The 14,443-nt window shown below is 38.6% G+C and carries 12 protein-coding genes and 3 tRNA genes; all 15 read left to right on the forward strand.

Annotation, left to right across the window (positions count from 1 at the left end; translation table 11 throughout):
- Positions 1–105: 105 nt before the first annotated feature.
- The 15 genes from rph (at position 106) to VEIS1202513_RS02210 (ending at position 14,368) form a co-directional block, all read left to right on the forward strand.
- Positions 106–861: a ribonuclease PH gene (rph, locus tag VEIS1202513_RS02140; protein ID WP_213467716.1), complete on the forward strand. Its 756-nt coding sequence runs from the start codon at positions 106–108 to the stop codon at positions 859–861.
- 1 nt (position 862) lies between these two features.
- Positions 863–1,438 carry an XTP/dITP diphosphatase gene (locus VEIS1202513_RS02145; protein WP_213467717.1) on the forward strand — a complete coding sequence of 192 codons (576 nt, stop codon included), beginning with the start codon at positions 863–865 and terminating at the stop codon, positions 1,436–1,438.
- Positions 1,439–1,504: 66 nt separating this feature from the next.
- Positions 1,505–2,002, forward strand: coding sequence for a metallophosphoesterase family protein (locus VEIS1202513_RS02150; protein WP_024066691.1), 498 nt, complete (start codon positions 1,505–1,507; stop codon positions 2,000–2,002).
- Between the two features lie 84 nt (positions 2,003–2,086).
- On the forward strand, positions 2,087–2,869 hold the full coding sequence (gene speD, locus VEIS1202513_RS02155; protein ID WP_060924105.1) for an adenosylmethionine decarboxylase: 783 nt from the start codon (positions 2,087–2,089) through the stop codon (positions 2,867–2,869).
- Between the two features lie 267 nt (positions 2,870–3,136).
- A complete protein-coding gene (locus VEIS1202513_RS02160) occupies positions 3,137–4,342 on the forward strand; it encodes an NAD(P)-dependent malic enzyme (protein ID WP_129823773.1) in 1,206 nt (401 codons plus the stop codon).
- Between the two features lie 261 nt (positions 4,343–4,603).
- Positions 4,604–4,680: transfer RNA gene (locus tag VEIS1202513_RS02165), tRNA-Pro, on the forward strand.
- An 11-nt stretch (positions 4,681–4,691) separates the two neighbouring features.
- Positions 4,692–4,765: transfer RNA gene (locus VEIS1202513_RS02170), tRNA-Gly, on the forward strand.
- 105 nt (positions 4,766–4,870) lie between these two features.
- A tRNA-Arg gene (locus VEIS1202513_RS02175) sits at positions 4,871–4,947 on the forward strand.
- Positions 4,948–5,228: 281 nt separating this feature from the next.
- Complete coding sequence (locus VEIS1202513_RS02180) at positions 5,229–6,347, forward strand: IS1249 family transposase (RefSeq protein WP_213466934.1); 1,119 nt, start codon at positions 5,229–5,231, stop codon at positions 6,345–6,347.
- A 100-nt stretch (positions 6,348–6,447) separates the two neighbouring features.
- Positions 6,448–7,647 carry a type I restriction enzyme HsdR N-terminal domain-containing protein gene (locus VEIS1202513_RS02185; RefSeq protein WP_213467718.1) on the forward strand — a complete coding sequence of 400 codons (1,200 nt, stop codon included), beginning with the start codon at positions 6,448–6,450 and terminating at the stop codon, positions 7,645–7,647.
- A 302-nt stretch (positions 7,648–7,949) separates the two neighbouring features.
- Positions 7,950–10,154 (forward strand): ATP-dependent Clp protease ATP-binding subunit, encoded by a 2,205-nt coding sequence (locus VEIS1202513_RS02190; RefSeq protein WP_213467719.1) that lies wholly within the window; start codon positions 7,950–7,952, stop codon positions 10,152–10,154.
- Between the two features lie 271 nt (positions 10,155–10,425).
- Positions 10,426–11,196 carry a LamB/YcsF family protein gene (locus tag VEIS1202513_RS02195; protein WP_213467720.1) on the forward strand — a complete coding sequence of 257 codons (771 nt, stop codon included), beginning with the start codon at positions 10,426–10,428 and terminating at the stop codon, positions 11,194–11,196.
- A gap of 136 nt (positions 11,197–11,332) precedes the next feature.
- Positions 11,333–12,529 (forward strand): NRAMP family divalent metal transporter, encoded by a 1,197-nt coding sequence (locus VEIS1202513_RS02200; RefSeq protein WP_213467721.1) that lies wholly within the window; start codon positions 11,333–11,335, stop codon positions 12,527–12,529.
- 74 nt (positions 12,530–12,603) lie between these two features.
- Positions 12,604–13,344, forward strand: a complete 741-nt coding sequence (pxpB, locus tag VEIS1202513_RS02205) for a 5-oxoprolinase subunit PxpB (protein WP_213467722.1) — start codon at positions 12,604–12,606, stop codon at positions 13,342–13,344.
- Positions 13,325–14,368, forward strand: a complete 1,044-nt coding sequence (locus tag VEIS1202513_RS02210; protein ID WP_371732224.1) for a 5-oxoprolinase subunit C family protein — start codon at positions 13,325–13,327, stop codon at positions 14,366–14,368. The genes pxpB and VEIS1202513_RS02210 overlap by 20 nt, the downstream gene beginning before the upstream one ends.
- Positions 14,369–14,443 lie beyond the last annotated feature (75 nt).

Below are 14,443 nucleotides of genomic sequence, written 5' to 3' on the forward strand. Positions count from 1 at the left end.
ATTCGTAGTGATAAAAAATAGTTAAATTGTGATATAATAAGAAAAGATAACGCCCCTTTGTGTAAGGGGCGTTCTAATGTTTAGATTTAGAATGGTGAGGTTCCTATGCGCAGCGATAATAGAACAGCAGGTCAATTACGACCTATTAAAATAACACGGAATTTTACAGAGTATGCAGAAGGTTCTGTACTCATTGAGTGCGGTAAGACTAAGGTTATCTGTACAGCTACTGTGGAGGATTCTGTGCCGCGCTGGCTAAAAGGATCTGGTCAAGGGTGGGTAACAGCAGAATACTCCTTGTTGCCACGTTCTACGAAAACTCGCGTAAGCCGTGAAGCTGCAAAGGGTAAACAAACGGGCCGCACTGTAGAAATTCAACGCCTTATCGGTCGTGCTTTGCGCGCCGTTGTAGACCTTGAAGCACTTGGTGAACGTTCTATTACGATCGACTGCGATGTAATTCAAGCCGATGGAGGTACGCGTACAGCCTCTATTACAGGTGCTTTTGTGGCCCTCGTTGATGCGGTGGACTTCACCTTTGGTGGCGCAGGTAAATTCCCGATTACTGACTTCTGCGCAGCTATTTCCGTAGGTATTGATCCAGAGGGGCCTATTACGGATCTTTGCTATGAAGAAGATAGTGCAGCTATCGTTGACATGAACGTGGTGCGCACCGGCTCTGGTAATATGGTTGAGGTACAAGGTACAGGTGAACATGGTACCTTTAACCGTGATGAGCTCAATGCATTACTTGATTTAGCAGAGGCTGCTACAGATGAGCTCATGGCAAAACAACGGGAAGTACTTGGCACAACAGCAGATAAAGTAGGTAAGGTATATCCTACAGCTCCGGAGGTGTAAGGTGGAACAAATCGTATTAGCTACAGGTAATAAAGGGAAAATTCGTGAATTTTCTGAGGCTTTCTCTCATTTATCTATCGACTGTGTACCGGTAAAAGATGTCATTTCTATTGAGGAACCAGAGGAAACTGGTACAACCTTTATGGAAAATGCTCTTTTAAAAGCTCACTATTATGCAAAGGCAACAAATCGTCCATGCCTTGCTGACGACTCTGGCATCACTGTAGATGCTCTTAATGGGGCGCCAGGCGTGTATTCTGCTCGCTATGCTGGTCATCATGGTGATGATCAAGCTAATAATGAAAAGTTAATTCATGAACTACAAGGTAAAAGCGACCGTACAGGTCATTATGTATGTGCCTTAGCACTTGTATATCCTGATGGCCGTGAAGTGACAGCTGAAGGCTATTGTGATGGACTTGTTCAAGATGAGCCAAAAGGAGACAATGGTTTTGGCTATGATCCATACTTCTATGTACCTGAATTTGAAAAGACAATGGCAGAACTTAGCATTGAAGAAAAGGAAACCATCAGCCACCGTGGACGTGCTTTACGCAAATTAATTAACAAGCTTTAATATTTTCGAACTATATGGTATAGTTCATATAAATATGTAATATAATAGTATTAGAGAACTTATAAAATGAAACGAATTGGTATTTTAAGTGATACCCATGGGTATCTAGATGATATAGATCTTGTCTTGGAGGCTACAGCAGACCAAGAAATTGATATGTGGCTTCATGCTGGTGATTATGGCGATGATGCACGCTATATGCAGGAACATACTGATATTCCTGTGTATGCAGTGCGCGGTAATAATGACCGTGTACAGCCTCTTGAACCGCGAGAACAGTTGATTCCTCTAGAGGATACCTATATTTACATGACTCATGGTCATGAGGTATCATATTATAATCGAATACAAAAACTGATTGAGTTAGGCACTGATATGGGGGCGCGACTCATCGTGTCCGGTCATAGTCATCATCATGGTGAGGTTCGTGTTCGTGATGCGGTATTTGTGAATCCCGGCAGTATATCGTTGGCTCGTGACCGCTCAGGCGGTACATTTGCTATCGTTACCTACGATAATGGACAGTTTAGTGTAGAGTTTGTGTATAAACAAGATATTGTTTAGTTATATGGTAAAAGCTTTGAGCCTCGACGGGGTAAGCTTTCAAAAAAATAGTAAGTCTATGCATGGAAAGGGTTATGACATATCATGGATACACCAGTTAAAGCAAAGCCTAAAATGAAATTATATGGTTTTAATAATCTCACAAAGACATTGAGTTTTAATATTTATGATATTTGTTATACTCGTACGGAAGAAGAGAAAAAGCAATACATTCAGTACATTGATGAAGTATACAATGCAGATCGTTTAACAGCTATTTTAACGGAAGTAAGCCGCATTATCGGTGCTAACATCCTTAACGTAGCGAAACAAGACTACGACCCTCAAGGTGCGTCTGTTACGATTTTGATTTCTGAAGAGGAAATTGAAAAGGAAGATGTAGTCATGCATCTTGATAAATCTCACCTTACTGTACATACTTATCCTGAAAGCCATCCGCACAAAGGGGTTAGTACGTTCCGTGCAGATATTGAAGTATCTACATGTGGTCAGATTTCTCCCCTTAAAGCACTTAATTATTTGATTCAAAGCTTTGATTCCGATATCCTTACAATGGACTACCATGTACGTGGCTTTACACGTGATGTATCTGGTAAGAAAATCTATATCGATCATCGTATCAACTCCATCCAAAACTACATCAACGCAAAAACTCGTAACATGTACAACATGATTGATGTAAACGTATATCAAGAAAATATTTTCCACACAAAAATGATGTTAAAAGAATTTGATTTAGATAACTATCTCTTTGGGATTACTGAATCTGAATTGAGTGAACGAGAAATCAAACAAATTAAACATCAATTAAAACAAGAAATGATGGAAATTTTCTATGGTCGTAACTTGCCATCTGTAAAAGCATAAATAAAATATATATTCTGTATGCTATGTGTCCTATCGGATAATATGTATATAGTACCAAAGTAGATAAGTCGTATATGGCTTATCTACTTTTTATTTAATTATCATTTTTATTACTAAATTAGATTAATTAAATTTAATTCTAAAATATTCGGAAAACTATATCGAAAAAACTTGAATTGTTATATATCATTTTGTATAATACAATTAGTTAAAGGTATTAATTACCGACTCAAAAGAGTCCGAGTTTATCCACAAAGGAGAATTATTATGGACGTACGTGAATTAGCTGTACAAAAAAAACGTGAATTAAAAGGTTTCCTTACTGTAGGGACAAAATATGAATTAAAAGACGCTCATGATTTATCTGTAGCTTACACACCAGGTGTAGCAGAACCATGCTTGCGTATTAAAGATAATGAAGCAGAATCCTTTGAATTAACTTGCCGTTCCAACATGGTTGCCGTTGTATCCGACGGTACTCGTGTACTTGGTCTTGGCGATATCGGTGCTGCAGCAGCATTGCCTGTAATGGAAGGTAAATCTTTATTATTCAAAAAATTCGGCGATGTAGACTGCATTCCATTGGTTGTAGATACAAAAGATGCTGATACATTAATCAACACTGTAAAATTATTGCAAAAAAACTTTGCTGGCATTAACTTGGAAGATATTTCTTCTCCTAAATGCTATGAAATCGAAAACCGTTTGAAAGAAGAATTGGAAATCCCTGTATTCCATGATGACCAACACGGTACTGCAATCGCATGTTTGGCTGGTGTAAAAGGCGCTCTTCGTTTAGTTAAAAAAGATTTAGCTACTGCTAAAATCGTTGTAAACGGTGCTGGTGCTGCTGGTGCAAACATTGCTCGTTTGTTATACCTTGCAGGCGCTCGTGATATTACATTGTTAGTATCTTCTGGCGTATTGCACAAAGACTACAAACGTCTTGACTCCTTGCAAGCTGAATTGATCGACTTGCTTAAACTTGAAGAAAAACATGGCAACTTGGCTGAAAATGCTAAAGGTGCTGATATTCTTCTTGGTGTATCTGCAGCAGGTGCATTTACAAAAGAAATTTTGGAAAACTTGGCTGACGATGCAATCGTATTCGCAATGGCTAACCCTAACCCAGAAGCAACATATGCTGATATGAAAGCAGCTGGTATTCGCATCGCTGGTACTGGTCGTTCCGATGCTCCTAACCAAATCAACAACGTAGCAGTATTCCCTGGCGTATTCCGCGGTGCTATCGACGTACGTGCGGCTCAAATCACTGATGAAATGAAATTAGCTGCAGCTGATGCATTGGCTAACTTGATTCCTGATAGCGAATTGAACGAAGAAAACGTAATGCCATCTGTATTCGATCCTCGCGTAGCTCCAGCGGTTGCTAAAGCCGTTGCTGAAGTTGCTGTAAAACAAGGTATCGCTAAAAACCCTGGCGTAATAGAAGACGGTAGCTACGAAGGTTAATCTATTTGCTGTAAAAGCATTGGCATAACCATAAAATAACTATAGAATAATATGACATGCACCTCGAAAGAGGTGCATGTTTTTATATGTACTAATAAAATTTAAAAAATTAATGAAGTTGTAAAAAAGTACTTGTCACTAATTTGTATCAATGATATAATAATTTTCGTTGCAGAGCGATACTTAACAGAGTAAAAACTCAGCAAGAGTAGTGGTTGACATCAACTACCAGGTTTGCTATAATTAGCAAGTAATTAATGACGGGGCATAGCGCAGTTTGGTAGCGCACCTGGCTTGGGACCAGGGGGTCGCAGGTTCGAATCCTGCTGCTCCGACCATTTTTTTATTTGCGGGTGTAGCTCAATGGTAGAGCCCCAGCCTTCCAAGCTGGTCGCGAGGGTTCGATTCCCTTCACCCGCTCCATTTTTTTTTGCCTTTTTTAGGGTAAACTGCAATAGAGCACAGTTGACGATACATAGTACATAATTTATACTATAATAGATAATTACATATATAGGTAATCCACATGGTTCAGTAGCTCAGTTGGATAGAGCAACGGCCTTCTAAGCCGTGGGTCGGGGGTTCGAATCCCTCCTGGATCACCAAAGAAATAAGCGGATAGCTCGTAATGAGCTATCCGCTTTTTTATGTGTTAATGCTCCTAAAAGACAGCTAGTAATTATTTATGGGTTATAGGACAAAAAGTGTTGCTGTTAATGCCGATGGAGGTAGTTAAATACTGGCTCTATCGGCATTTTATCTTTTTGAGTAACTTTTACATATAGGACAAAAAGTGTTGCTAAAAAGTCTGAACTCCCTTGATTTTACTGACTCAAATAAGGTTTTATCTTTCTAGAAAGATATATTTTTTAGAAGGAGTATAATTATGAAACTAGTCAGATGCCCTAGTTGTGGTTTCATTTGTAAGAAAAATGGTAGAACAAATGCGGGTTCTCAACGTTGGTATTGTAATCAATGTTCTTGCTCATTCACAAATAAAGTGAATAAAACTAACAATAATTTACAGATGTTTTTGGATTGGTTATTTGGTAAACACACACAGTTAGATATGGCTGGTGATGGACGTTCATTTCGGAGAAAAACATCACAGTTTTGGGAACTTTGGCCATTACCACCAAAAGTTGAATCATCAAGTAGCGTAGTATTTGTTGATGGTATTTATTTAGCTAGAAATGCTTGCATTTTAATCTGTTGTAATGAGACGCATGTCTTAGGCTGGTATGTTTGTAGATATGAACATTCTAAGGCTTGGGAGGCTTTATTACGACGTATTTCACCACCTACAGTAGTTGTATCCGATGGTGGTACCGGCTTTCAAAAGGCATTAAAAAAAGTTTGGCCGAAGGCCAAACTACAAAGATGCTTATTTCACGCATTTCAACAAGTAAAACGCTATACAACAATACGTCCTAAAACGATTGCTGGCCGTGAATTATATGGAATTGCAAGGGATTTATTAACGATACACACACAAGATCATGCCGTAAAGTGGGTACAAAACGTTATGTCATGGAAAGTACGACATAGAGTATTTCTATCAGAAATGACCGTTGACGAAAATGGTACGATACGACCTAAACACGAACGACTCATAAAAGCAGAAAATTCCTTAATTAAATTAATCAATAAAAGATGTTTGTTTACTTACTTAGATACATCATTAACATGTACCTGTCCGGCTACTAATAATCGTATAGAAGGTGGCGTAAATGCTCAGTTACGCGCTATGTTACGTAATCATAGAGGAATGTCTATTGAAAGACGAATAAAAGCGGTGTTCTGGTGGTGCTATATGCACTCACCGAACCCGCTTTCTAATGCAGAAATACTTAAGGTTATGCCGACCAACAAGAGTATTTCTGATATATATCATACCATACATGAACAATCTAGGTTAGAAGCCTCTATTCCAACTTGGGGTGATGCTATTGTTTGGAGCGATTTGCATAATTATGATCGCCTATTTACCAATCTTTGGGACTGAAATAGCAACACTTTTTGTCCTATAACCCTTATTTATGCTATAATGTTGAAAATGAAGAAAAGGTGAAGTGTGATCGTTTAATATTGTAAGGGAGATTTTAATGAAAAATATAGAGGGTATTTTTAAGTCAATAAAACTTAAAGAACGTAAACAAGATGGAAAATGCTATTTTGATCCTATTCGCTATTTTTTAGTTCAGAAAACACCAGAAGAAGAAGTCCGCCAAAAAACGATTATATTTTTACAAAATAAGCTTGGTGTACCAATAGAACGCATTCGTGTAGAAGAGCCTATGTGCCATGTGAAGAAGGGGTTGAGAGGGAGAGCTGATATTGTTGTTTATCGAGATGATAAACAAGAAGAAGCATTAATGGTAATTGAGTGTAAAGCGCCTTATATTGATGTTGACTGTAATATAGTTTTAGATCAAGCTGTAAGATATCGGAACATTCTTGGTGCAGAATATATTATGCTTGTTAATGGTGTAAATGCTATAGTATATCAATTTAAAAATGGAAAACTTAAAGAAATAGATAAAGTCCCTTCGTATCAAGAACTTCTAAAATCAAAAGTAAAGGTTGTTAAGCAAAGTAAAGATAAACCTTATACATTTGAGGATATTAAATCTAAAATGTTACAAAATAATTTTTTGAATATGGGATATATTGGTGAGGATAGTCCTAAAGAAAATTATGAATTTTATCTTAATCTTTTGAATCTATTATTATTAAAGAAGATTTCATCTTCAAATATTTTAAATAGGATAGGTGTAACAGAAGATTGTTTTAGAGGATTTACTTTTTTTGGAAATCGTGGTGGCGGAACGTATCAAACTTGGACGCGCTTATTTATCGCTCAGGACCATGAAGGCAAAGATCAAGTATTGGGTATCAGTATATGTGCTACAGCACATACAGAAAATGATCCCCATTGGGGGACTAGCATTGGTAGGACTCAATTAAATATATCTATAACGAATAAAGAAACTAGACATCATTCATTACAGCTGAATTTGGATAAATTTTGTGAGTTTGATATTGAAGCTGATATGGTTGAAATTACACACAATGGTGCTATAACAAGAGGGCGTGATGGAGCACTTCCTAAAAAATCGCTAATTGCTTATATTCAAAAAAGAGCTCCTGAATTGATAAAAGGTGATAGAATATACTTAGGTTGTCTTGATAGTTCTCGCTTGTTAGAGTGGAGGAATCCTAATGTTCAATCCTTTATAAGAAATTTATTACGTTATGCTGTACTTCGTGATGGATTTAGAGCAAAATACAAAAAATCAAAGTAATATTGTTAATAAAAGACCATTCATCGAATGGTCTTTTGTTTTTACATAAAAAAACTCAAAAGTTCAAATTTAATTATCTCTCACAAACCCAGCATTTATCTATATTCTTGTCATATAAATCTAATTAGTCAAAATAAAAGTCAAAAAAAGTCAAAAATTTTATCTTTGACCTATTGACTTTTTGACTTAATGAGATTATTATAATGTCATAAGGTTGAAGAAACCTAGAAATAAAGCAAGAAATTAAAAAGACTTAAAAAGTCAAACTGATATACTTGTAGTCAAAAAGTGAGGTAATTTATATGAACAACAACTTCAATAACTTTGGTAGCGACTTTGGTAGCATGAATGATTTGTTCAATCAATTGATGGGTAACATGGGTGGTTATTCCACAGAAAATCGTCGTTATAAAATTAATGGTCGTGAAGTAACTCCAGAAGAGTTTGCTTTCTATCGTCAAACTGGTCGTTTGCCTTCTAATGAAGAAATGCAAGCTGCTCAAGCTGCACAACAAGGTAAAATGAAACAAGATGGCATCCTTGCTAAGTTAGGTACAAACTTAACGCAACAAGCTCGTGATGGTAAACTCGATCCTGTTATTGGCCGTAATAAAGAAATCCAAGAAACAGCAGAAATCCTTGCACGTCGTACTAAAAACAATCCTGTACTCGTAGGTGATGCTGGTGTTGGTAAAACAGCTGTAGTAGAAGGCTTGGCACAAGCAATTGTTAATGGCGATGTTCCTGCAGCTATTAAAAATAAAGAAATCATTTCCATCGATATTTCCGGTTTGGAAGCGGGTACTCAATATCGTGGTTCTTTCGAAGAAAATATCCAAAACCTTATCAAAGAGGTTAAGGCTGCTGGTAACATTATCTTGTTCTTCGACGAAATCCACCAAATCTTGGGTGCTGGTTCCACAGGTGATGGTCAAGGTTCTAAAGGTTTGGCAGATATCTTGAAACCTGCTTTGTCCCGTGGTGAAATGACTGTTATCGGTGCTACAACACAAGATGAATATCGTAACACAATTATGAAAAACGCAGCTCTTGCTCGTCGTTTCAATGAAGTTAAGGTAAATGCACCATCTCCAGAAGATACTTTCAAAATTTTACAAGGCATTCGCCCATTGTACGAAGCGCATCATAACATTGAATTGCCAGATGCTGTGTTGAAAGCAGCTGTAGATTATTCCGTACAATACATTCCTCAACGTAGCTTGCCAGATAAAGCTATCGACTTGATCGATGTAACAGCAGCTCACTTGGCTTCCCAACATCCTGTAACTGATATTAAAACATTAGAAGCAGATATTGCAGAAGCTAAAGCAAAACAAGAAGAGTTTGCTCAAAAAGAAGATTACGAATCCGCTATTAATGAAAAGATGCGTATTCAAAAATTACAAGAAGAAATCGATAATCACACTGAAAACCAAAAGGTTGTGGCTCAAGTTAACGATGTAGCTGAAGCTGTTGAAAGAATGACTGGTATCCCTGTATCTCAAATGGGTGCATCCGATATTGAACGCTTGAAAGACATGAAATCTCGTTTACAAGCTCATGTAATCGGTCAAGATAAAGCAGTAGAAGCTGTATCTAAAGCAATCCGTCGTAACCGTGCAGGCTTTGACGAAGGTAACCGTCCAATCGGTAGCTTCTTATTCGTAGGTCCTACTGGTGTTGGTAAAACAGAATTGGCTAAACAATTAGCACTTGATATGTTCGGTAACAAAGATGCTATCATTCGCTTGGATATGTCCGAATACAGTGATCGCACAGCAGTTTCCAAATTGATTGGTGCTACAGCTGGTTATGTTGGTTACGAAGATAACTCCAACACATTGACTGAACGTGTTCGTCGTAATCCTTACTCCATCGTATTGTTCGACGAAATCGAAAAAGCAGATCCTCAAGTTATTACATTACTTCTTCAAGTGTTAGATGATGGTCGCTTAACAGATGGTCAAGGTAACACTGTAAACTTCAAAAACACTGTTATCATTGCTACATCTAACGCAGGCTTTGGCTATGGTCAAGATAAGGACGATGAAAACAAAGTAGATGTAATGGATCGTATCGCTCCATTCTTCCGTCCAGAATTCTTAAACCGTTTCAATGGAGTTATCGAATTCAATCAATTGAAAAAAGAAGATTTGAAACAAATCGTAGATTTAATGCTTGATCAAGTTAATAAAACTTTAGCTAAAAAAGAAATTACTCTTGATGTAACTGAAGCAGCTAAAGAATTATTGATGGAACAAGGTTACGATAAAACTATGGGCGCTCGTCCATTACGTCGTGTTATCGAATCTGAAATTCGCGATAATGTAACTGATTTCTACTTGGATCACATCGATGCAAAACACTTGCTTGCTGATGTGAAGGATGGTCACATTGTAATTAGCGGCAAAGATGCTGCTAATACATCTGATGATAAATCTGCAGATGATAAAGCTGCAGGCGATAGCAAACAAGCTGATGATGCTGCATCCAAGGATAATAAATAATCGATAGGCTATCGACACTAACTAATGAATCCCTTACAACTCTCTCCATATACAAACTAATGATAGACCTATTGATACTGAGAGCACCCCACATAATGTGGGGTGCTTTTTTGTGTCTTAATATGCATTTTAATATGTGTATTAATAAAGAAATTTTGTATATATGATAAAAATCATTGCTAATATATCGATTTATTTAGTATAATCATAACTATAAATTCAATATTCTATAGAATTTAAAAAAGAGATGAAGAAAGGGAGGAGATTATTGATGTCACATTATGTAGATCTAAATAGTGATTTAGGTGAAAGTTTTGGCAACTACACATTAGGCATGGATGGTGAAGTGTTAAATCACGTCACAAGTGCTAATGTTGCCTGTGGATGGCATGCTGGGGATCCTCTCATTATGGATGCTACAGTTCACATGTGCAAGGAAAAGGGCGTAGCCGTAGGGGCTCATCCTGGGTATCCTGATTTAATGGGCTTTGGTCGTCGAGCAATGGCAGTCAATCCTGCAGAGGCTAAAGCATATATGATATATCAGGTTGGTGCACTACAAGCCTTCTGTGATAGCTATGGCGTTACATTGCAACATATGAAATTACACGGTGCTTTTTATAACACCGCATGTGTAACCCCTGCATTGGCAGATGCCGTATTAGATGGCTTACAAGCGGTAAACCCTAATATTGCAGCTATGGTGTTGAGCGGTAGCTATATTGCTAAAGAAGCAGAACGTCGAGGTATTCCTGTAATTCAGGAGGTCTTTGCTGACCGTGGTTATACCGACGAAGGTACATTGGTACCTCGTACAGAACCAGGTGCTTTCATAAAAGACCCTCAAGAGGCTCTTGAACGAGTTCTTATGATGGTTACAGAAGGCAAGGTCATTACTAATACAGGCAACACTATTGATATTGTAGCTGATTCCGTATGCGTACACGGCGATAACCCAGAAGCGATAGCTTTCACAAATTACATTCGTGAAGGCCTTACAAAAGCGGGTGTTACAGTGGCTAATTTTCAAAACCGTAAATAGTAAAACGGTCATTAGAAAATAAGCAATACATAGCAAATACGTAATAAATAGTGAATACGTAATAAATAGTAAATATGTAGTAAATAGTAAATACATAATAGATCGTTAATAAATAAATTAATGTGTGGAGGTTTTTATGAAACCAATTTCAGGTAAAGCAAGTTTATCTGTCCTCTTGGGGGCAGCTTTCTTGATGGCCACGTCCTCTATTGGGCCGGGCTTTATGTTACAAACGGCGGCGTTTACGAATGATTTAAAAGCAGACTTTGCGTTTGCCATCATTGTGTCTGTTATTTTTTCAATTATTGCACAGCTTAATGTGTGGACCATCATTGGTATATCTAAAATGCGTGGTCAAGATATTGCAAATAAAGTATTGCCAGGACTTGGCTATTTCGTAGCATTCTTGATTTCTCTTGGGGGTCTTGCGTTCAATATCGGCAACATTGGGGGCGCATCTATGGGCCTAAACATTGTGTTTGGTATTGATACAACGACTGCAGCGGCTATCAGTGGTATCTTGGGTATTCTATTGTTCGCATCTCCAAAAATGGGTGGTGTACTAGATAACACCGCTAAAATTCTTGGTACGGTAATGCTTGTATTAATTGGTTATGTAGCGTTCTCTACAAACCCTCCAGTGGCTGAAGCGGTTACTCATGCGGTGGCACCAACGCATTATCCATGGCTTGCAACTATTACCCTTATCGGTGGTACCGTAGGTGGTTACATTACATTCTCTGGTGGTCACCGTCTTATCGATGCGGGCATCACTGGTCAAGAACATTTGAAAGATGTACGTCGTGCAGCCTTCATGGGTATGTCCGTAGATGCAGTGGTTCGTATCTTGTTATTCTTAGCCGTTCTTGGTGTTGTGTCCATGGGCTTTGCGTTAGATCCTAAAGATCCAGCTGGCTCTGCATTCCTTCTTGGGGCTGGTGAAATCGGTCATAAATTATTCGGTATCGTGTTCTTCTGTGCAGCCTTAACATCTGTAGTAGGTGCAGCGTACACATCCGTGTCCTTCTTAAAAACATTGTTCAAAGTGGTAGAACGCAATGAGAAATTGACTATTATGACATTTATCTTCGTTTCTACATGTATTTTGATCTTCATTGGTAAACCAGCATCCTTGTTGATTTTGGCTGGCTCCGTAAACGGTTTGATCTTGCCGATTACATTGGCAGTAATGCTCTTTGCTACTCATAAATCTGAAATCGTAGGAGACTACAAACATAATAAACTGTTATACTATACAGGATGGATTGTAGTACTTGTAACAGCTTACATCGGCGTTACATCCTTACAAGGCATTGCTAAATTACTTGGTTAATTTGATAATTATGAAAGTACCATTATTTTCGTTTGAAGGTAATGGTTCTTTCTGGTTTTAGGAAGGAGATACCTATGAAACCTATAATTTCACCTGTAGGGGATTGCGCTATCTCTATTGATTTTGGTCAAGTCATCGATCCAAAGATTAATCGACATATTCGTCAAACGATAGAGCGAATTCAAGAGCTGAATCTAGAGGGCATTATTGAATTAGTACCTACCTATTGTGCATTGCTTTTGCAATATGATGCTATGTTATACTCCTATGCAGAATTGTGTAACATCATTGAGCCTACATTGGAGCAGACTGTAACAGATAATGCTAATGAACTTGTTACCGTCGTAGAAATTCCTACCGTGTACGGTGGTGAGTTTGGTCCAGACCTCGGTTTTGTAGCCTCTCATAATAATCTAACTGAAGATGAGGTTGTAGCCATTCATAGTGGTACTGATTACTTGGTATATATGCTTGGCTTCATTCCTGGTTTTACCTATTTGGGCGGCATGGATCCACGTATTGCAACACCTCGTTTGTCCTCACCAAGAACATTGATACCTGCAGGCTCTGTAGGTATTGCAGGGGAACAAACTGGCACGTATCCATCTGACTCTCCAGGGGGCTGGCAAATCATTGGCCGTACACCGGTAACCATGTATGACATGTCTAAGAAACAAGCGGCGCTATTGAGTGCTGGCGACTATGTGCGCTATGTGCCGATAGATGAAGCGGAATATAATCGTATTAAAGCATTGGGGGCGGAGTATGCGCCATCCATGTATGAAGTAGAGGTAGGTGAGTTGCGTGGCTATTAATGAGTTTAATAAATTATCTATCTACGTAAATGCACCTGGCATGTACACTACCATTCAAGATAAAGGTCGCGTTGGGTTCCAACAATATGGTATGCCTGTAGCAGGTCCTATGGATAGTGAAAGCTATCTGTTGGGGCAAGCGCTGGTAGGTAATGTAGAAACGGCAGGTGCCTTAGAGTGCACATTGTTGCCGCCTACACTCACCGTGAAAGGCACATGTATCGTTGCTTTCACAGGGGCCGATATGGAACCAACCATCAATAGTGTACGAGTACCGAGATATATTCCATTTGTATGTCACGACGGCGATGTCATTTCCGGCGGTTTTAGCCAATGTGGCGTGCGCATGTACATTTCTTTCTCTGGAGGTATCGACGTGCCAAGCATCAACGGCAGTGTATCGACCCATACAAAGGCGAAAATTGGGGGCCTTGAGGGGCGACCATTACAAAAGGGCGATGAACTTGGCATCAAACCGTTCACCAGAGATGACGTGCATGTCTGCGATTACCGTGGCGAAGGGCATACTCTATTCAATACCGCCTTATATAACCGTGGGGGCCGTGAATGTCATGAACCATTACGCGTTGTATTAGGTGATCAGGCAAAACATTTCACCGAGAAGGGAATTAAGACCTTTAGTGATAATATCTATACATTGACTGTAGAATGTGACCGTATGGGTTTCCGCTTAGATGGTCCTGAAATTGAACACGTAGACAGTGCAGATATTATTTCTGATGGTGCCGTATTTGGTTCTATCCAAGTGCCATCGAATGGTCATCCCATTGTCCTCATGGCAGATCGCCAAACAACAGGGGGCTATACAAAAATAGGCACTATCATTACCGCAGACCTACCTCGGCTTAGCCAATTGCCGGTAGGGGATGGGATTAACTTTAATATCGTGTCTATTGATGAAGCGCAAGATATATACCGAGCGTATATGGAACGATTACAGAAACGTATCAAACTAGCACATGAACAAAGTGCTTATGTATTTAAATTAAATAATGTCGTATAAAAATAACGTCTAAAGAGATTATTCTTTAGACGTTATTTTTGTTTTTGCCTGCCAATGTATCTCAATTTGACTGAA

It is taken from the genome of Veillonella orientalis (assembly GCF_018406505.1).
GTDB classification, from domain to species: Bacteria; Bacillota; Negativicutes; order Veillonellales; family Veillonellaceae; genus Veillonella; species Veillonella nakazawae.